Here is an 18,940-nt window from a genome sequence, read left to right as displayed (position 1 = left end):
GAGTGACCAGCGCGTGTCTGAAATCCCGGTCATCTCCAGCCATATCCTGCACGGCCTGCCGGCATTCCTGCGTCATGAGCTCGGGGAGAGGGCGCTTCTGCGGGCGAACCGTGCGGCAGGCTTCGATATCGAGCTGACCGAGGGCCGCAATTGCTTCATCCCGCACGCCGCAGTGCTCGGCTTCGTGAATGCCGCCGCGAGAGCCGCCGGCGAGCCCAATCTCGGGCTCCTGATGACCCCCATAATGAACGCCGGCAACTATGGCTGTTTCGGGCGCTACGTCCTGGGGGCCGACACGCTCGGTCATTCCATCGAGCGGGCTATTGCGGCCCTTGGCTATCATAGCACCGCTGACCGGATGTGGCTCACTTCTGCCGGAGACGAGGCGCGCTACAGCTATGTCTTTGCGCTTGCCGGCCATGCTGGCTACGAGATGATCGCCGGTGCGGCGGCCGGCGTTCTGCTCAGCATCATCAGGGCGTATGTGCCGTTCGACTGGCGGCCGCTGCGCATCGAGCTCAATATCGAGAGGCCGCGACAGGCCGGCCTGTTCGAAGATCTTTTCCATTGCCCGGTCGTGTTCAACGCAGTGGTCTGCCCCCTGAAAAGTGGCCCTCCCTGAAGTAGGCTTTCGAGCCTTTGGAGGATGCCCGTGATGCCGCAGAAGAAACATAAGCCTGAAGAGATCGTCGCGAAGCTACGTCAGGTCGACGTGCTGTTGTCCCAGGGGCGCCCAGTCGCGGAAGCGATCCGAACGATCAGTGTGACGGCGTTCACCTATTACCGTTGGCGCAAGGAGTTTGGCGGCCTGAAGTCCGACCAGGTGAAACGGCTCAAGGATCTGGAGAAGGAAAACGAGCGGCTACGGAAGGCTGTCTCGGATCTGACGCTTGAGAAGCTCATTCTCAAGGAGGCTGCCTCGGGAAACTTCTGAGCCCCTCCCGCCGCCGACGCTGCATCGACCACGCCATCATGAAGTTTGGCGTGTCGGAGCGGCTGGCGTGCCGGGTCCTGGGGCAGCATCGGTCTACGCAACGCAGGGTGCCGGTGGGACGGAGCGACGAGGCAGCGCTGACAGCCGACATCGTCGAGCTTGCGACCCAGTATGGCCGCTATGGCTATCGCCGGATCGCAGCGATGCTGCGTTCGTCAGGCTGGGCCGTGAACGTCAAACGTGTCGAGAGGATCTGGCGGCGCGAAGGGCTCAAGGTCCCTGCAAAGCAACCGAAGAAGGGCCGCTTATGGTTGAACGATGGATCCTGCGTTCGGCTACGACCGGAGTGTCCCAACCATGTCTGGTCCTACGACTTTGTGGAGGATCGCACCCACGATGGCCGCAAGTTCCGCATGTTGAACGTGATCGACGAGTTTACCCGGGAATGCATCGCGATCCGGAAGCTCAAGTCCACCGATGTCATTGACGTCTTGTCGGACCTCTTCGTCCTGCGCGGCGTGCCGGGGAATGTTCGTTCGGACAATGGTCCCGAGTTCGCCGCCAAAGCGGTGCGGGAGTGGATCACAGCGGTCGGCGCGAAGACGGCCTTCATCGAGCCAGGCTCGCCTTGGGAGAACGGCTATTGCGAGAGCTTCAACTCCAAGCTTCGCGACGAGCTCCTCAACGGCGAGATCTTCTACAGCCTCGCCGAGGCAAAAGCCGTCATCGAAAGCTGGCGAAAGCACTACAACACCGTGCGGCCCCACTCATCGCTCGGATACAGGGCTCCGGTACCGGCCGCCATTATGCCTCCGCCAAATCCATCTCAGACATGGCCGCAAAGCCGACCATGCATTAGACTGAAACCGGGCCACCCAATGGGGGCAGACCAGCATGTCCTGGCGAGCGACGTGGGCGTGGGCACGAACATGCCGGCCTTCTGCACGGCGCCGGGCATCGCCATGCTCTCGCGCATGCCTCTGGCCGCAGCCAGGGCCATCCTGCAGCAGAGCGACCTGAAGGCCTATACGCCCTCGACGACCTGCACTCTCGAAGCCTTGCTGGAGAAACTCGAAATCTCGGCTGCGCAAGGTTATGCGACGGCGTTCGAGGAATTCTATCATGGCGATCTCTCTATCGCCGCCCCGGTGCTCGATGCGAAGGCGCAGCCGCTTTGCGCCCTCAATATCAGCGTGTCGAGCACGCGCTACACGCCGGAGGAGGCGAGAACCCGCTTCGCGCCGCTCGTCATGGCCGCCGCGGCATCCGTTTCCCAAAGTGTCGCCACCTTGAGATGACGATCGCTTGGGATGTGCTCGGCATCAAGGTCATGGCAGCTTTGATCGAACGCGCCGGTCGCGTGATCGAATAGCGTGCCGGCGCCCGGTTGCCTGCACCAGTGAACCGGCATCGCAGGCGCGGCCCCTTCAGGAGTGACGGCGACAGGCCCAGCCCGCGAGCCGGGCCATGAAGGCATCGGCAGCCTCGAGCTGTGCGCACGCGATCCATTCGTCGGGCTGGTGCGCCTGCGCGATCGAGCCCGGCCCGCACACCACAGCGGAGATGCCGGCCGCCTGGAAGAAACCGGCCTCCGTGCCGAAGGGCATCGCGAAGGGCGGGCCGATGCCGCCGAGCGCGGCGGCGACAGCGAGCGCCGGTTCGGTGCCGGCGCTGGCCAGAGGCGGAACATGGACCTGCCTTCGCGTCGACTGGCGGATGTCGGGCGGCGTTGCGCGGGCGAGATAGGCGCCGACCAGCCGCTCGGTCTCCTCGGCATCCTCAGGCGTGACCGGCCGAAACTCCCAGAGCAGTTCGCAGGCAGACGGCACGATGTTGATCGCCGAGCCGCCCTCGATCCGGCCGAGATTGACGGTCGTGCGGTCGATGGCCCCGGCGCGGTGCCCGACCGCCCTGAGGAAGCCGGCGAAATCGGCCGCGGGGTAGATCGCGCTCGCCCCTGCGCTCGGATCGCTCGAATGCGCCGCCTTGCCCTCGAAACGCGTGCGGAATCCGAGAAAGCCGCGATGGCGGTCTCCGAGCCGCATCAGCGTCGGCTCGCCGATGATGGCGAGCTCCGGCCTCTCCTCATGGGCGAGCAGATCGGCGATCAGGCCGGGCACGCCGAGACAGCCAACCTCCTCGTCATAGGACAGCGCGATATGGACTGGCCGGGCGAGATCGGTGGCCGCAAAACTCTCCGCCGCAGCAAGGCAGGCCGCGATGAAGCCCTTCATGTCGACGGCGCCGCGACCATGGAGCTTGCCGTCGCGCTCGCTCAGCCGGAACGGGTCGGAGGACCAGCTCTGGTCGTCGACCGGAACCGTGTCGGTATGCCCGGAAAGGACGACGCCTCCCGGCGCACAGGGGCCGAAGCTCGCGAGGATATTGGCCTTGCCTCGCCCCTCGTCATGGCTCAGCCGGACTCGGGCGCCGATGCCGTCGAGCCGGTCGGCGACGCGCCCGACGAGCGCCAGGTTCGAGCGGCTCGATGTCGTGTCGAAGCCGACCAGTTCCGCGAGCAGGGCGATCGTCGCAGTCATCGCCGTTCACGCCACCTGCTCGTGATCGGCGAAATCCCCCTGCGCAAACACGGTCATGATCTGGCTTCTCCGGGGCGTCGGGATACGGAAGGACGGCCGCCAGCCGCGGCGAGGCCGAAACCGCCGAGGATCAGGGCCGCGCCAACGAGATGGAACGGCTGCACGGGCTCGCCGAGCAGCAGGAAGGCGAGCGCGGCGGTGAACAGGGCGACGAGATGGAAGGAGGCGCCGGTCACGCTCGGCCCCAGCGTACTGACGCAGCGATTCCAGATGATGAAGGCGAGCAGCGAGGCGAAGACGCCGATATAGAGCACCGCCGCGATCGGGCCGGGCGATATCGGGATCGTCGCGCCCTGGGCGAGCTCCGAGATCCAGAACGGCAGCAGCACCAGGAGGCCTGCCGCCATTGTCGCAGCCAGGAAGAGGAGCGGGTCGAGATCGGCCGGGCGGCGGCGCAGCAGCACCGAATAGACCGCGTAATTGGCGACCGCGATCAGCACCAGCGGCTCGCCGCCAGTGAGGCTCAACCCCGACAGCGTCGAAGGCGCACCGCGCGCGACGATCCAGCTCACGCCGACGAAGGAGATGGCGATGCCGCTAAGCGTGCGGGCCGAGACACGCTCGACGCCGAGCATGAAGGCGGCAAGCGGCACCATCAGCGGCAGGGTCGAGTTCAGGAAGGCGACGCTCGCGGCCGGCGCGCTCTGCAGGGCGAGATAGCCCAGCGCATTGTAGCCGGCGATGCCGAAGGCGCCGCAGGCGAAGACGAGGCCGCGCGCGCGGATGAGCGCCTGCCGTTGCGCACTGAGCGTGCCGAGAACGAAGGGCAGCAGGCAGGCGAGCGCAACGAGCCAGCGGCCGACCGCGAGCGAGACAGGGGGGAAGGAGCCTGCGAGAGCCCGCCCGAGCACGAGATTCCCGGCCCAGAATAGCGGCGGCAGCGGCAGGAGCAGCAAGGGCTGCGCCCAGAGGCGCTGCAGAAGGTTCATCGCGCCGGCCTCACGCGACGCCGGACAGGCCGATGCGCAGCCGGCGGTTGTGCCGGCCCTTATTGTCGATCTTCAGGATGCTGATCGGCGGCGAGACCCCGGTGGACGCGAGATGCGTGCCGCCGCAGGCCTGCCGGTCGAGCCCGACGATCTCGACGATGCGGACCTGACCGTCCGCCGTCGGCGGCGGGGCGACAGAGCGCGAGCGGATCAGGCCAGGCTCCGCAAAGACCGCGGCTTCCGCGACGTGGCTCTGCCGCACCGGCAGATCCTGGCGGATCAGCGCGTTGACCCTGCCTTCGATGGCGCGCAGGCGCTCGTTATCCGCCTCGGGCAAATCGAAATCGATGCGCGCCGTGCCGTCCTCGTTCATCTGCACGCCGGTGACGAGCGCACCGTTGAAATCCTGGAAGACGACGGCATTCACGATGTGCAGATCGGTGTGCAGCGCCCGCATCACCTGCCGGAACGGGCCATCGACCCGGGCTTCGACAGGGGCGGCCGGCAGTTCGAGCGGTTCCGCCAGCAGGTGCCAGAGCTGACCGCCCTCGCTTTCGAAGCCCGCAATCGCGACTTCGCCGCCAGTCCAGGCGAGCGTGCCGCGATCGGGCAATTGGCCGCCGCCGCCGGGATAGAACGGGCTTTCCGCGAGAACGACCCGGCCCGGCCGTGCCTCCATGACCTCCGTCGCCAGCGTCAGGACATCGGGATGATCGAGGCAGTAGTAGCGGGACATGAAACTCACCTTGCGGGCGGCCCCGACGGGGGCGTGCCTGCAGGCGAGAATGGCGCGGCGCGGCGCGCGTCTATTGGCGAAAATTGAGAGCGCGATCAGATCGCCCGTGTGTGCTTCAGCCGGCGGCGGCGCGCACCCATTGCAGCGGCGTGATGCCATAGCTGCGCTTGAAATGCCGCGTCAGCGCGCTCTGGTCGTAGAAGCCGGCGTCCTGCGCAGCAGCAGCGATCGTCGCGCCGCGCCCGAGCGCCTCGGTCGCGGCCCTGAGGCGTAGCTGCGTCAGATAGGCATGCGGGGTCAGCCCCGTGCTGCGCTTGAACAGGGTGATGAGCTGGAAAGGCGTCAGCCCGACCTCCAGCCCCATTTGCTCCAGCGTGAGGTCCTCGGCATGACGCTCCCGCATGATCTCGCGGATGCGGGCGGCCTTGGCGCGGTCCCGTGACGGCACCATCAGCCGCGGTTCGCCCGCGGCATGGCGCCGGATCAGGGCACCGAAGCTGCGCAGCAGAAGCTCGCGCTCCTCGAGCGGATCGTCGCCCTGGTCGAGGATGCGGTGCAGGTCGAGGAAGGCCTCGATCAGATCGGGGTCGTGGACGGCATTGCTGCTGAAATAGGCGGTCTCGTCGAGGCCGAGCGCAGTCTTCAGCGTCTCGATTGCCGGCGGTGTCAGATAGAACCCGCGATAGAGCCAGCGCCGGCTCCAGCCCATCCGCCCGGAATGGGGCTCGTCGGGGTTGAACACCAGCAAGCTCGAGGTCTTGGCCTCGTCGCTGCGCCCGCGGCTCTTGAATTCGGCGCCGCCGGTTTCGGTGACGGCGACGACAAAGCCGTCATGGCTATGGGGCGCATAGTCATGGCTGGTGAAATCGGCAACGAGGCAGCTCAGGCCCGGAACCCGCGGGTCGTGCCAGTAGCGCGAGGAGTTGCGGAGGTCGATGCGGGCCAAGCTGCGATCCGGACGGTGAGGGCGGCTGCGATGGTGCGACGATCCATGCAAGATCGCAACCAAGCTGCATTACCGAAAGCGCGACGGCCGCTCCTCGACCCGCACTTATCCGAGCCGCGATTGTTCACGGAACTGACGTGGCGTTACGCCGGCAATGCGGCGGAAGGCGCGGCTGAAATGCGCGGGATCCGTGTAGCCGGTCGAAAATGCGACATCGATGATCCTGGAATCCGTGTCGCGCAGCAGCCTGGCCGCATTCTCATATCGGACCGTGTCGAGGATGTCCGAATAGGTCAGGCCGACATGCGAGAGCTTCCGCTGAAAGCTTCGGGCGCTGACGCCCGCCATCTCCGCGACCTCGGCCAGAGCCGGGGTTCGCTCATCCAGATAGGCCGGCAACATCAGCTTGAGCAGCCCGACGATGTCAAAGGCCGAGGGACCATCGGCGTGATCGTGCGGCGGAGCACATGCGTCGGTCGAACGGTTGGAAAGACCAAGGAGCGAGATCGGCAGGCTGATCCAGGCCGCTTTCTGGCCTGACAGGAACCGCACATTGGGCCAGGCGGCCCGCGTCGCCGGACCCGGCGTGTAGCGCGCCTCGAAGGCAATCGTCGCCGGCATCCAGTCGGGCCCTGCGAATTGCCGGATGATGTAGACCGGGAAAATGTTCTGGATCCATTGCGCGTATTCCAGATTCAGCAGCCCATTCGTCCCGGCGAGCCTGCTGCAGACCCGCGCGTGATCGTCATGGTGCTCGATCCACATGCTCAGGATCGTATCCTCCCGTGAGGCCCAGCGGCAGGCGTGCCGCAGCGCAACGAGCAGCGTCGGGGAGTGGGCGATCAGCGCCCGGGTCCTTTCTCGCAAATGCAGGAAATGCAGCCGTTGGGTCGCGAGGAAGCCGAAATCGTCGATGCCCTGGGTTCTCCCGGCGGTTGCCGCGAAGCGCAGCACCGGCAGGAGCGGGAGGAAGAGATCGCTCTTGTCCTCCAGCGACGAGGGAAGCCGGAACTTCTCCAGGAGCGAATGTGTCGGCGCGCCCATCTCGTCCAGAATTCCGACGAACGGCAGAAGGAACTGGCCGCGCGTCAAAGGGATATCAGCCATCGGATCTCGCCGTGATCGCCGGGACGACGTGTTTCATGGGGCTGGGGCTTCCCTGGGATTCGCGCAACCTGAGCAGAATAGCCGCTCGCGATTGGCGCGAAATGGCAAGACTGCGATCTACCTATGCACGAAATGCTGCGAACAGGTGTTCGTCTGCCGGGCGGGAAGTGCGCTACGTCAGGCGGCCCGGCCTTGTCAGGCGATTCCATCAATCGCAACGGGACATAAGGCGATCCCCGGGCGGGTTATGAATTCGGCGATGTCGAAAGGAATGGGAATGTCTATGACTGCGACTGTGGCTCGGGCCGCAGGGACGTCCATGCTTGCGCTCATCGCGCTCTGCGGGCAGGCCTTTGCGCAATCGGGTGAAGCCCAGCCCAAGGTCACCGATCCGCATTTCAAGATCGCGCCGGGCTATCTCAAGCCATCGGAGCTACCCGACAGCCTGGTCCTGCTGGGCCCGCCGCCCGAGAAGGACTCGGCTGCGCTGGCCCGGGACGAAGAGGCGCGCAAGGCGACGCTCCCCCTACGGAACACCAGCCGCTGGACGCTCGCCCGTACCGACGCCGATCTCGCCTTTCCGCAGGCCGCCGACAATTTCTCCTGCGCGATGGGTGTCCGGATCGATGAGAAACAGACCCCGCGCCTCTATGCGATGACGCAGAAGATGCTGTCCGATTTCGGCCTCTCCACCTACGGCGTGAAGAACAAGTACAACCGCGTCCGGCCCTTCGTGGTTCACAACGAATCGACCTGCAGGGCGGATCAAGAGGCGATTCTGCGGAGCGATGGCTCCTATCCATCCGGACACACCGCCGCGGGCTGGGGATGGGCCCTCGTCTTCGCGCAGATCAATCCCGAGCGCTCGAATGAACTGCTCGCGCGCGGTCTCGCCTTTGGGCAGAGCCGCGTGATCTGCGACGCGCATTGGCAGAGCGATGTCGATGCGGGGCGGATCATGGGCGCGGCAACCGTCGCGCGGCTGCAGACCAATGCGGCCTTCCTCGCGGATCTCAAGGCGGCGAAGGCGGAGGTGAAGGCAGCGAAGGCGAAGCGCGTGAACCCGATGCCGGATTGTGCTGCCGAGACCGCGGCCCTGTCCGGGCAGTAATATGTCCCAGCCGGGCGGCCGCCATGCACCTCCACAAGGGGCGCCGGCCGCCCATCGAAGCTCCGCGTCCGCCGCCGGTCACCCTGGCGGCATGCGCTCGAAGACCGGCAGCGCGGGGTCGATCCTGTCCCAGCCATGGCCGCGAATGCCATAGGCGACCATGTGGGGATTGAACTGGCCGGGGTCGTCAAGGCTCGCCGCGTGGACCGCGATCAGCTCCGGCGCCGCCTGGAATGTCAGGTAGACCGGCGTTCCGCAGGTCGGACAGAAGGCGTGGATCTTTTCGTTCCCGCTATCGCCCGCCACCCGCCAGGTCTTCGCGTCGCCTGCGATGGCCACATCGGCGCGCCCGGCGAAGGTCAGATAGGAGCTATGCCCCGTACCACTGCGCTTCTGGCAATCCCTGCACTGGCAGTGGATCTCGACGATGGGTTCGCTGCTCGTCTCGTAACGGATCGCGCCACAGGCGCATCCGCCGGCAAAGTGCCTGGTCATCGTCGTTCTCCTGCTGCCAGATTGCCGATGGCACTGGATCGCCGCACGTCCGTTCGGGCGCGGGATGGGCGATCCAGCTGTTTGTTCGAGCATCGGATCTTTCCGGAAAGCGGATTCCACGTTCCGGTCCGATGCTCTAAGGGCTCAGGCCGCTTTCTTCTTGCCGAAGACGTCGAGCCCCCGGCCGGTTTCCAGGAAGGATTTCAGGCTGGAGAGAACCGCCGGCCACCCCTGGCTGATCCCCTTCGCCATGCTGCTGCCGGCCTGCAGCTCGTCATGGCTGACGGTCAGCCGGGTCATTCCGTCATAGTCGTCGATCTCGAAGGTGACCCGGCTATGGCTCGCCGGATCGGCGGCCTGCGCGGGGCTCGCCCATGTGATGACGAGGCGTGACGGCGGCGAGACCTCGACGACCTTGCCGACCAGCTCGACGGTCCGCGCGTCATTGGCGCGGATATGCTGCCAGCCCGATCCGGCCTGCCAGTCGGAGACGTTCTCATGGCCCCAATAGCGCCGAGCGACCTCAGGTTTGGTGATGGCCTCGAACACCTTTTCCGGGGTCGCGACAATATAGGTCACATAGACAAAGCTGGTCGTTTCCGTGGTCATTCTTCGCCTCCTTCAATGTCTTTCTTCAGGTCGTGGAGCAGGCTGAGCCTGTGCCGTTCGAACTTGCGGACCCAGCGCTCGTAGACCTCGTGGATCGGCACCGGATTGATGAAATGCAGCTTTTCCCGGCCGCGCCTGACCGTGCTCACCAGATTGGCCGCCTCCAGGATGCCGAGATGCTGCGTCGCGGATTGCCGGGCCATGTCCAGGTTCTCGCAGAGCTGGCCGAGCGTCTGCCCGTTCCTTTCAAACAGCAGGTCCAGCAGCTTTCTGCGCGTCGGGTCCCCCAGCGCCTTGAACACGTCGTCGGCGTCCATCGTCCTCACTCACTCTGCAGGGGTAGGATATGCAGGTAAACACCTGCATGTCAAATGGCGGCGGCTGAGCGATCGCGGGACGCCTTGCGATCGAACGCGTGTCGGAGCACGGCGCCTCCATCTTTCGATCGCCCCGGCTTCGTCTCTCGTCCTATCGAGACCGCGCTGCAGCGGCACGGTTTCGCGGGCGGGATCGACTGCGGACCGCGAGTCCACCCGCATGGAACAGACCGGCAACGTGAAAACGGTCCCCGCTCCCCCTAAATGTCCTGGCGAGACCCAGATCAGCTTTCAGAAAAACCGCCCGATTTCAGTCGAGGCGGAAAGGGGAGACGGCCGCGCATGCTCAATCATTTTGACCGACAGGCGGAGTGGCTCCTGAAGGTTGGCTATCCCGAAATGATGGGGATTTCCGACGGGCAGTTTTGCGCGAAGCTGGCGCCGCTTCGATCCAGGTTGACGCTCGCAGAGCCGGTCGAGCGCCGTGGAAATATCCCCCTGTGCATTGCCTTTCGTGAAGGCGTCGTCGGCATCGCCGATGCCATGTCACGCATTCAGGCAAGATCGGCCAACGGGATTGTCGACATGACACCGCTTTCGCCGGCGGACTTTCATGTCCTCTACGAGCTGGAAATCCCGACCGGCGAATTCTACCTGCTGCTCGACGTCGACACGGGACGGGATTCCCTCAACGTCAGCCCGGAGAACGCGCTGGCCGCCATCAGGGGGCAGGGCAGAACTCCGCTGACATTGGCGGAAGGCGTCGCCCTTACTGCGCAGGTTCCGGAATTGCTGACGAATGGCAAAGATTACAATTGCATCCAGATGCCTGGATCACGGAAGCCGTCTGATCAGCGGGTGCCGTCAATCTGGTTCAGCAAGGGTGCGCCACGATTGGGTTGGTGTTGGGATCGCAACATCCATACCTGGCTCGGATCCGCGTCCGCCGCCTGTCGACTGGGCGCGACGAGCCCGACCATGGGCGGCCCCCCGGCCATGCCGGCATGAGATGAAGGCGCAGAGGCGAAACGATCGCGCGAACGATCGCTGCGGGGCGCCCTGTCCCGATCCGCGATGGCCGGCAGCCGCCAGACGGCGCGACGGCGCTACACCTCCGTCCAGCGTCCCTCGCGGAAGCTCCTGGCGGCGGCATCGACCGTGCGCTCGATGCGCAGGCCGGTCTCGAAATCGATGAGATGAGCCGGCTCGCCGGCGATGGTCCGCATCAGCTCGCGGCATTCGATGATCTTGAGCTCGTTGAAGCCGAGCCCATGGCCGGGCGCAGGAATGAAGCGGTCATAGGGCTCGTGCACCGGCGCCGTCAGGATGCGGCGAAAGCCCTGGAGATCGCTGCGTCCCTCGGCGGTGTAGAGCTCGATCTCGTTCATCCGTTCCTGGTCGAAGCTGATCGTTCCCTTCGCCCCGAAGACCTGCACGAAGATCCGGCCCTTGCGGCCCCAGGCCGAGCGATTGAGCGCGACGAGCCCGGACGCGCCCGAAGCGAAGCGCAGCAGGATGGTCGCGATGTCGTGCGTCTCGACCGGCCGCGCCCCGCCCTCCTGCAGCGGACGCGTCGGATAGGGTTTGCCCATGTCGGCCATGACCTGCGCCACCTCGCCGACCAGCACCTTGAGCAGCGAGAAGGCATGCACGCCGAAATCGTCGAGCGCGCCATGGCCGGATTGAGCCGCGCTCTTCCAGGAGAAAGGCGCTTCGGCATCGGCCATGAAATCCTCGTCCATCTCGACGCGGACATGGTTGACCGACCCGATGGCGCCTTCGCCGATCAGCCGCGCCGCCAGCCGGATGGCCGGATTCTGGATGTAGTTGTAGCCCAGTGCCGCGACCTTTCCCGCCGCCCTGGCCGCAGTGAGCATCGCCTGCGCATCGGCAAGGCTCGTCGCCATCGGCTTCTCGCACCAGACATGCTTGCCGGCCTCGAGCGCCGCAATCGCCATCTCGGCATGGAAGGCGTTGGGCGTGGTGATCGAGACGATGTCGACCTCGGGATGGGCGACGAGCGCTCGCCAGTCGGCGGTGGACCCGGCGAAGCCGAACTCGCGCGCCCGTCTTGCAGCCAGCGCATCGTCCACCTCGCACAGCATGGCGAGCCTTGGGCGGGCGACATCGCCGAAGACCGGAGCGACGGCGTTCCAGGCCAAAGCGTGGCATTTGCCCATATAGCCGGTGCCGATGAGGCCTATGCCAAGTGCGCGCATGCAAGTTCTCCCGAGCTTGGGGGATGGTTGTGCTGGTCGGGGTGAAGGGTTGGCTCAGACGGTGCCGCCGAGGGTTCGCAGTTCCTTTGCCGTCGGCCATCAGGGCGCCCAAGCATCAAGAGAGCAAACCTGACGCCATCGTTCAAGGTGCGAGGCGGCCAGAGCCGCTCCCGCATGGCGTCGGAATGCAATTCCCTTGGCAGGGCGTGCCAGCAGACGAAGCTGACCTTGAGCACACAGGACGCCTGCGAGCTGGAGGCTGGCCGCCCCGAACCTTGAACGATAGCGTCAGGTTTGCTCTTTTGGCGCTTGGGCGCCACCAGCGCTGGCGCCGACCTGGGGTAGTGGACGTGATGACCCAGCACCGCATTTACACAATGAGCGTCGCCAAGGTCTATCCGCTTCTGGTCGCCAAGGCGGAGAGGAAGGGCCGCACGAAGGCGGAGGTCGACCAGATCATCCACTGGCTGACCGGCTATGGCCAGGAGGCGCTCGCCTGTCAGCTGGCGAAGAATACTGATTACGAAACCTTCTTCGCTGAGGCGCCCGCGCTCAATCCTGCGCGAGCCGATATCAGCGGGAAGGTCTGCGGCGTCCGTGTCGAAGAGATCGCCGAGCCGCTGATGCGGGAGATCCGCTACCTGGACAAGCTCATCGATGAACTCGCCCAGGGGAGGGCGATCGATAAGATCCTACACCGTCGGCCGGGATAGGTCCGGCTCCTCAGAACCTGACGTCGACCCTTCCTTTCAGGGCCTGATACCTGGAGCGTTCGCCGATGGCGGCGGAGTAGGTCAGGCCGAGGCTGGTGGCGGAGGAGAGGCGCCAGTCGAGGCCGGCCTCAGTGGCGAGCGCATTGCGGTCGATCGCAGCGGCGTAGACCTGCGCCGGGGTGGAGCCGAGCAGGAAGGCGGTCTTCGCCACCGGGGTCAGATCGCCAAAGCCGTGACGCCAGCCGAGCATGGCGCGGGCGAAGAGCGGCGCCGTGCCGAGCTGCGCCTCGGCGCGCAGGCCCAGCGTGCTGAAGCCGAGCGTCTGCTCAGAGGAGAACAGCCTGAGCGCGGCCGCGCCGCCCTGTTCGGTGCCGGCATCGGTCGAGACCCGGATCAGGGCGAGCTGCGCGAAGGGCTCCAGCGCAAAGCCCTGGAAGGCAAAGCCATGGCCGAGCTCGGCGAAGGCCTGCGCGGTCGAGCCCGGGCGCTGCAGGTGCAAGACATCGCCAAAACCGCGGATCGCGACCTGGCGGCGGATATCGCTCTCCGACCAGGAATAGGCCGCGCCCATATCAAGGCGCAGGCTGCCGAAGCGGGCGCCGGCATAGAGGCCGGCATGGCCGCTTTCGAGCCTGCCGGAGGAGAGCCGGGCGTCAAGATCGAAGCGCGACTGGCTGTAGCCGCCAGCGAGGCCGAGCCTGAGCGAGGAGCCGGGATTGTCATAGACCAGCATGTCGGCGCCGAGGAGCGCGCCGCCGCTGCGGCGCGACTGGCTCGCCGCATTGCCATCGGCATTGCTGTTGCCCATGCCGCCGAAGGCTTCGCCCCAGAATGCGTAGCGCGACTGCGGCAGCGGGGCGGGCATGGCGACCGCGCCCTTGCGGCCGGGCAGGTCGGCGCTATAGGCGGCCGCGACCTCTCCGGCAGGCGCCGTCAGCAGCGGCCCGCGCAGGCGCGACAGTATGGTCTCGCGCACCAGCCGGCTCTCGTCGATCATCACCGCGACGGCTTGCGCATGCGCTTCGCCCGAGAGCAGGTCGAAGCCGGCGCGCGCCTCGGCCGCTGTGCTGGAGAGCAGCGTGTCATAGACCGGGTTGCCGGCGCTGAGCCGCTCCGCCGCATTGGCGATCAGGCCCTGGTTGCGGGTCAACGCGACCGTGGCGAACCCGGTCTGGTTGCGCGCCATGGTCAGCGTGACGCTGGTTGCGCCATAGCTCAGCGACGGCGTCAGGAAGGCGAGGTTGGAGGTGACGTTGGCGAACTGGCCGGAGACGCCGCCCGCGGCGGTGAGGATCGTATAGTTCGTGCTCGCCGCGTAATTGCCGGTCTCGGCCAGGACTGCGACCGTGCCACCCGCGAGCGTCGCCAGGCCCGAGGCCACGATCCGGTCGCTCTGGCCGGCCGCGTTGACCTCGACCTGATAGATCGAACCCGAGGCGAACGCGACATTGCCGGAGACGGTCAGCGTGCCGATCGAGTTGCCGGGCGCCACCGTCGCGCCGCCGCCGACGCTGATCGCTCCGACCGTGCCGGAGCCGCCGAGCGTACCGCCGGCCAGCGTCACCGCACTCGCCAGCGAGCCGTTGACCACGAGCTTGCCGGCCTGGACCTGCGTGCTGCCGGCATAGCTGCTGGCGCCCGACAAGGTCAGCGTGCCGGCACCAGCCTTGGTCAGACCGCCGCTGCCGGTGATCGACCCGGCGAAGCCCGTCGAGCTGTTGTCGGAACCGGCGGTCAGCGTCCCCGCGCCGAGCGTCACCATGCCCGCGCCGGCAAGCGAGCCGATGCTCTGGCTGAACCCGGCCAGATCGAGCCGCGCGCCCGATGCCACCGTGAAGGCCGAGGCGGCTGAGAACGAACCGACCTGGCCCGCCCGCAGGGTTCCGCCTGAGACCGTGGTCGCGCCGGAATAGCTCTGCGTGCTCTTCAGCAGCAAGGTGCCGGCCCCGGCCTTGCTGAACGCGCCCGTGCCCGAGAAGGACTGCGAGAGAGTGAAGCTGTTGCCGGCATCGGCAATGTCGAAGCCGCCGCCCGCCGTGCCGAAGACAACGGCGCGGTTGAGCTCGGTCAGCGTCGTCCCGGTCACCTGCAGCACGCCGCCGTTCAAGGTCAGCGCGCCCGAGGTCGAGCCAAGATTGCTCTCCCTGGAGATGCTGATCGCCCCGCCCGCGATCGTCGTGCCGCCGGCATAGCTGTTCTCCTGCGTCAGTGTCAGCGTGCCCGTGCCGACCTTCCTGATGCTGCCGGCGTCGTAGATCATCCCGGTGAAGCTGGTCGAAGCATGGGTCGCGCCGGTCTCCAGCGTCGAGCCGCTCTCGATCCGGATCTGGCCAGCCCCTGCGATCGAGCCGGCCGTGACCGTGCCGAGATTGTCGTTCACGCCGAGCAGCGCACCAGACGCGATCGTATAGTTCGAGGCCGCCGACATGGCGCGGGCGCCGTTGATGTGGAGCGTCCCGGCCGACACCGTGGTCGCGCCGGAATAGGTGCTGGTGCCGGAGAGCGCGAGCTGACCGGTCCCGTCTTTAGTCAGCCCGCCCGCGCCCGAGATCGTGCCGCTATGGCCGAAGACCTGGCCGCTCGCCACCTCGATCGTGCCGCCAGCGCTGCCCAGGGTCACCGCGCGCGCCGTACCGAAGCCGCCAGCGAGCAGCGTGCCGCCGTCCAGCGTCAAGCCGCCCGAGGCCGCGCCGAGATTGGCGTCCGACCCGACCGCGAGCTTGCCGCCCAGGACCGTCGTGCCACCGGCATAGGCGTTGTTCCCGGTCAGCGACAGCGTGCCGGCGCCGGTCTTGGTCAAACCCCCTGTACCCTCGAGAATGGTCGAGACGGCGATATCGTGGCCATTGCTGTCGAAGACGACGCCGTTGGCGCCGAGAGTCAGCTGGGTGAAGCCGGACTGGTAGGAGAGGTAGTCGGCCTCGTTGCGGGTCGCGCGCAGGATGCCGCCGTCGAGGTTGAGCGTCGCCGTGCCGGCGCCCTTGATCACCTGGCCGGTCTCGAGCACGCCGCGGCCGTTCGTGGCATCGCCGAGCAGGTTCAGCGTGCCGCTGGAGCCCGAGTGGGTTGCCAAGGTCGTCGTCAGCGCGCTGACCTTGCCGCCATTGCTGACGGTCAGCGTGCCGGTGCCCTCCCAGCCGACAGTGATCCCCTCGCTGTTGCTCCAGGTCGAGCCGGTGCCGGTTACTGTGACCGTGCCGGTGCCACCGGGACTTACACCGAGAAAGCTATTTCTGCTCGTAACGGAGCCGCCATTCTCGATGTTCAGCGTGCCGGTACCGGAAATGCCGACAGAGAGCGAGTTAACATTGGTCCAGGTCGAACCCGCACCGGTCACCGTCACCGTGCCGGTGCCGAGGCCAGCGCCGATGGAGGCGAGGCCGCTGGTGACCATGCCGCCCTTCTCGATCGTCAGCGTGCCAGTGCCGCCGTAACCGATGACGATTGCGTCGTCACTGCTCCAGCGCGAGCCGGCGCCGGTCACCGTCACCGTGCCCGTGCTGCCAGAAAGCGAGCCGACATAGGCAAACAGAGTGCTCGTGACCTTGCCGCCATCGGCGATGGTCAGCGTCCCGGTGCCGCTATTGCCGACATGGAGCTCGCCAGTGTTGCTCCAGGTCGAGCCCGCGCCGGTCACGGTCACCGTGCCGCTGCCGTTGGAGGCATTGCCGACATAGCCAGTCACATTCGAGGCTGTGCCGCCATTCTCGATGGTCAGCCTGCCGGCGGCGCTCCAGCCGACATAGAGGTCGCCGCTATTGGTCCAGGTCGAGTTCGCGCCGGTCACCGTCGCCGTGCCGCTTCCAAGATAACCGATAACGCCGACCGTGTTCGAGACCTTGCCGCCATTCGCGACAGTCAGCGTCCCCGTGCCGAGGTCGCCGACCACGAGTCCGGCGGTGTTGGTCCAGGTCGAGCCGGTGCCGGTCACCGTCACGGTGCCGGTACCGCCGGCGCTCGCGCCGAGATAGCCAGTGGTGTTCGAAACCGTGCCGCCGTTCTCGATGGTCAGCATGCCGGTACCGGTATTGCCGATGGTGAGGCTTGCACCACCAAGATTCCAGTCCGGCAGCGGCGGTCCGGGCACGGTGGGATCAACGTCGCCGGTTCCGGTCACCGATTGGGCGAAGGCAGCGGGCGCGGCGGCGAGCAAGGCCAGGCCGAGCGCGAGCGCTGAAACGGATTGGCACAGCCGCACTGGCAGCAGCTGCGCCGGCAGCACCCGCGCAAGCTTCGAACTGTTTCGCATCGACATTCATAACCCCCGGCCGCAACCGGAGGTTTAGGTCACGGCGCCGGCAAGGCAATGAACTGCAGTTCACACCCCGCCAAATCGGTCTGGTGTGGCAGGTCTGCCGCGGCCCGCTGGCAAGGCTGAATGTCGGTTATCTGTCCTGAAGCCCGATTTCTGCCGCCGGGTTTGTATCGCGCGCCAATTCGCATCCCCGGTGTTCTATGCCGATTTCCCTTTGAGTCGCGATGGAGCGCTCTCCGATACATCGCCCGAGACGCCGGACGCCGCCTTGCCTGCGGGGATCGTCACCGCCCCCGGCGAGCGCAGCTCCCGCTTGCGGGGCTGTTCACGCCGCTTTGGTTCGCGCCTCCGTTGTCTTGCCGGGGTCCTTGGCTGCAACGAGCGCTGCATGGTCCAGTGCGGTCTGCACAGCATAGGCCATCGCGAAACTCGTCAAGGCGTCGTCGAAGATCTCGGACGCCCCCATGTAGCCGGCGATGGCCGCCGCATCGCCCGAGCGGGCATGCGCGCGTGCAAGCGTGCGGCCGCAGAGCTCGGCATAGGCCGTCAGGGCTTCGCCCTCGACGACTTCGGCAATCGATCCAAGATGACGGTTCTTGAGCTGCCGGACGTAGAAGTGACGCCCGCTGGCGCTGTCATCCGCCCAGCCCAGGAAGACGTCGCTCGCCGCCTGCAACATGCGTTGGCCTTCCACCACGCGCTGCCCCTGATGCGGCGGTCCCGGGTTCTTGCCCTTCGTCAGCCGGGAGAGGACGGAGGTCTGGGCCTCCTTGACCTGCAGGAACAACGGCTCGTCATCGGCCGTCATGAACAGGCCGATGACGCAGAACGTTCCGACGCTGCCGACGCCGACGACCTTGAAGGCGAGGTCCCGCAGGCCGTAGCGCGTCACCAGCACGCGGCGCTCGGGCGGCAGAGTCTCGCGATAGTGATGGAAGACCTTATGGGCCTGGAGCGAGCGCGTGCCGTCGCGTTCCTCAGGCAGATGATAGATCAGCGGCGGCCGGTCCTCGATGCCCCAGGAGCCGTCCGCCCCGGCATGCAGACGGGGAAAACTGCTGTCCTGCTGCGGGTTGCGCGACGCCTTGGTGAGCAGGCCTTGCACCTGCTTGCGCAGCGCCGGATCGTCGATCCGTTCCAGTTCCGCTCCGAGCTCGGTGCGCGCATGCCAGGCCTCCAGCGGAGTGAGCTTGGCCAGCCTGCGCAGCCGGCGGCGATAGGCGCTCACCGTGGCGGCAACGGTGAGCCGGGCGGCCCTCCTGGAGAATCCGGCGTCGAGCGCCGCTACGGCGACGCTGGCGGCCAGGCGCTTGAGATCGACGGCGAAGTCGATGCCCGACAGTGTTTCGTCGAAATCGTTGATGTCGAACAGGACGTTCTCTTCCGGCGTGGTGAAGGCGCCGAAATTCATGAGATGACAATCGCCGCAGGCCTGAACGGGCAGGCCGGCCGATGGGAGACCGGCCAGATCTTCCGCCATCACGGCCGCCGCACCGCGCAGAAAGGCGAACGGGCTCAGCATCATGCGCTCGTAGCGGATGGGCAGAAGCTCCGGAATGCGGCCGGCATCGGTCCCGGCGAGAATGGCGACGGCGTCGCTGCCGGGGCGGGGCGTCCAGTCGGCATGGCTCTCGCGCGGAACCTTGCCGCGCAGGGCCTTGCCGGCGGCGTAGCGCTCGGCACGGGACAGAAGCTGCGGCTTGGCCGGTTGATGTCGCGTCATGGGGGGCCTCGATCGTGCCGTTTCGGCCCGCATGGACATGCTGTTCGTCGACGGACCTGTCCCTGGCGGCGGTATCCTGCGACCCGTCGCCTGTGCAGACCCCGTTTATACCAGCCTCCGGAAGCGATAACCAAGCAAGGACCCGTGATCCGGATGCTGTCCGATTCCCAGGCGGCCAAGCATCTGTTCTCGTTGTCGCATGTATTGGGTGAGACATTGCCAGATCATGCCCAAGAGGAGCATACT

At 66.5% G+C, this 18,940-nt stretch carries 16 protein-coding genes and 1 pseudogene; 6 read left to right on the top strand and 11 right to left on the bottom strand.

Annotated features, from left to right (window positions below; all coding sequences use genetic code 11):
- Positions 1-13: 13 nt before the first annotated feature.
- From BIWAKO_RS30220 to BIWAKO_RS36190, 3 genes and pseudogenes are all read left to right on the top strand, one after another.
- Positions 14-622, top strand: a complete 609-nt coding sequence (locus tag BIWAKO_RS30220; RefSeq protein ID WP_069881787.1) for an AraC family transcriptional regulator ligand-binding domain-containing protein — start codon at positions 14-16, stop codon at positions 620-622.
- A gap of 33 nt (positions 623-655) precedes the next feature.
- Positions 656-1,749: pseudogene (locus tag BIWAKO_RS30210) on the top strand (IS3 family transposase); the annotation flags it as partial.
- A complete protein-coding gene (locus tag BIWAKO_RS36190; protein ID WP_176733481.1) occupies positions 1,741-2,232 on the top strand; it encodes an IclR family transcriptional regulator in 492 nt (163 codons plus the stop codon). The pseudogene BIWAKO_RS30210 and the gene BIWAKO_RS36190, both read left to right, overlap by 9 nt.
- A gap of 129 nt (positions 2,233-2,361) precedes the next feature.
- On the opposite strand, the gene argE is transcribed toward BIWAKO_RS36190, so the two are convergent.
- From argE to BIWAKO_RS30185, 5 genes are all read right to left on the bottom strand, one after another.
- Positions 2,362-3,474, bottom strand: a complete 1,113-nt coding sequence (argE, locus tag BIWAKO_RS30205) for an acetylornithine deacetylase (protein ID WP_069881786.1) — start codon at positions 3,472-3,474, stop codon at positions 2,362-2,364.
- A 53-nt stretch (positions 3,475-3,527) separates the two neighbouring features.
- Complete coding sequence (locus tag BIWAKO_RS30200) at positions 3,528-4,463, bottom strand: DMT family transporter (protein ID WP_069881785.1); 936 nt, start codon at positions 4,461-4,463, stop codon at positions 3,528-3,530.
- 10 nt (positions 4,464-4,473) lie between these two features.
- Positions 4,474-5,199, bottom strand: coding sequence for an alanyl-tRNA editing protein (locus BIWAKO_RS30195; RefSeq protein ID WP_069882933.1), 726 nt, complete (start codon positions 5,197-5,199; stop codon positions 4,474-4,476).
- A 115-nt stretch (positions 5,200-5,314) separates the two neighbouring features.
- Positions 5,315-6,145, bottom strand: coding sequence for an AraC family transcriptional regulator (locus BIWAKO_RS30190; RefSeq protein WP_069881784.1), 831 nt, complete (start codon positions 6,143-6,145; stop codon positions 5,315-5,317).
- Positions 6,146-6,250: 105 nt separating this feature from the next.
- Positions 6,251-7,252, bottom strand: a complete 1,002-nt coding sequence (locus tag BIWAKO_RS30185) for a helix-turn-helix transcriptional regulator (RefSeq protein WP_074471637.1) — start codon at positions 7,250-7,252, stop codon at positions 6,251-6,253.
- 319 nt (positions 7,253-7,571) lie between these two features.
- Between BIWAKO_RS30185 and BIWAKO_RS30180 the strand changes: the two genes are divergently transcribed.
- Complete coding sequence (locus BIWAKO_RS30180) at positions 7,572-8,363, top strand: acid phosphatase (protein WP_069881783.1); 792 nt, start codon at positions 7,572-7,574, stop codon at positions 8,361-8,363.
- A 78-nt stretch (positions 8,364-8,441) separates the two neighbouring features.
- Here BIWAKO_RS30180 and BIWAKO_RS30175 read toward each other — a convergent pair whose 3' ends face one another.
- The 3 genes from BIWAKO_RS30175 to BIWAKO_RS30165 all read right to left on the bottom strand — a co-directional run bounded on the left by BIWAKO_RS30175 (position 8,442) and on the right by BIWAKO_RS30165 (position 9,784).
- On the bottom strand, positions 8,442-8,858 hold the full coding sequence (locus BIWAKO_RS30175; protein ID WP_069881782.1) for a GFA family protein: 417 nt from the start codon (positions 8,856-8,858) through the stop codon (positions 8,442-8,444).
- A 144-nt stretch (positions 8,859-9,002) separates the two neighbouring features.
- Complete coding sequence (locus tag BIWAKO_RS30170; protein ID WP_069881781.1) at positions 9,003-9,467, bottom strand: SRPBCC family protein; 465 nt, start codon at positions 9,465-9,467, stop codon at positions 9,003-9,005.
- On the bottom strand, positions 9,464-9,784 hold the full coding sequence (locus BIWAKO_RS30165; RefSeq protein WP_069881780.1) for an ArsR/SmtB family transcription factor: 321 nt from the start codon (positions 9,782-9,784) through the stop codon (positions 9,464-9,466). The genes BIWAKO_RS30170 and BIWAKO_RS30165 overlap by 4 nt, the downstream gene beginning before the upstream one ends.
- A 342-nt stretch (positions 9,785-10,126) precedes the next feature.
- On the opposite strand from BIWAKO_RS30165, the gene BIWAKO_RS30160 reads away from it, so the two are divergent.
- On the top strand, positions 10,127-10,792 hold the full coding sequence (locus BIWAKO_RS30160; protein WP_069881779.1) for a DUF5701 family protein: 666 nt from the start codon (positions 10,127-10,129) through the stop codon (positions 10,790-10,792).
- A gap of 98 nt (positions 10,793-10,890) precedes the next feature.
- On the opposite strand, the gene BIWAKO_RS30155 is transcribed toward BIWAKO_RS30160, so the two are convergent.
- The gene (locus BIWAKO_RS30155) at positions 10,891-12,003 is read right to left on the bottom strand and encodes a Gfo/Idh/MocA family protein (protein WP_069881778.1); all 1,113 of its coding nucleotides are present in this window, start codon (positions 12,001-12,003) and stop codon (positions 10,891-10,893) included.
- A gap of 353 nt (positions 12,004-12,356) precedes the next feature.
- Here BIWAKO_RS30155 and BIWAKO_RS30150 point away from each other — a divergent pair, with 353 nt between their 5' ends.
- Positions 12,357-12,716, top strand: a complete 360-nt coding sequence (locus BIWAKO_RS30150; protein WP_069882931.1) for a DUF2200 domain-containing protein — start codon at positions 12,357-12,359, stop codon at positions 12,714-12,716.
- A gap of 10 nt (positions 12,717-12,726) precedes the next feature.
- Here BIWAKO_RS30150 and BIWAKO_RS30145 read toward each other — a convergent pair whose 3' ends face one another.
- Together BIWAKO_RS30145 and BIWAKO_RS30140 are read right to left on the bottom strand one after the other, a co-directional pair.
- The gene (locus BIWAKO_RS30145; protein ID WP_069881777.1) at positions 12,727-16,965 is read right to left on the bottom strand and encodes an autotransporter domain-containing protein; all 4,239 of its coding nucleotides are present in this window, start codon (positions 16,963-16,965) and stop codon (positions 12,727-12,729) included.
- A gap of 331 nt (positions 16,966-17,296) precedes the next feature.
- Positions 17,297-18,694, bottom strand: a complete 1,398-nt coding sequence (locus BIWAKO_RS30140; RefSeq protein WP_069881776.1) for a DUF2252 domain-containing protein — start codon at positions 18,692-18,694, stop codon at positions 17,297-17,299.
- Positions 18,695-18,940: the final 246 nt, after the last annotated feature.

This window comes from Bosea sp. BIWAKO-01, assembly GCF_001748145.1.
Classification (GTDB): domain Bacteria; phylum Pseudomonadota; class Alphaproteobacteria; order Rhizobiales; family Beijerinckiaceae; genus Allobosea.
The sequence above is the reverse complement of the archived record's forward strand: the minus strand, read 5'-3'. Positions and strand labels throughout refer to the sequence as shown.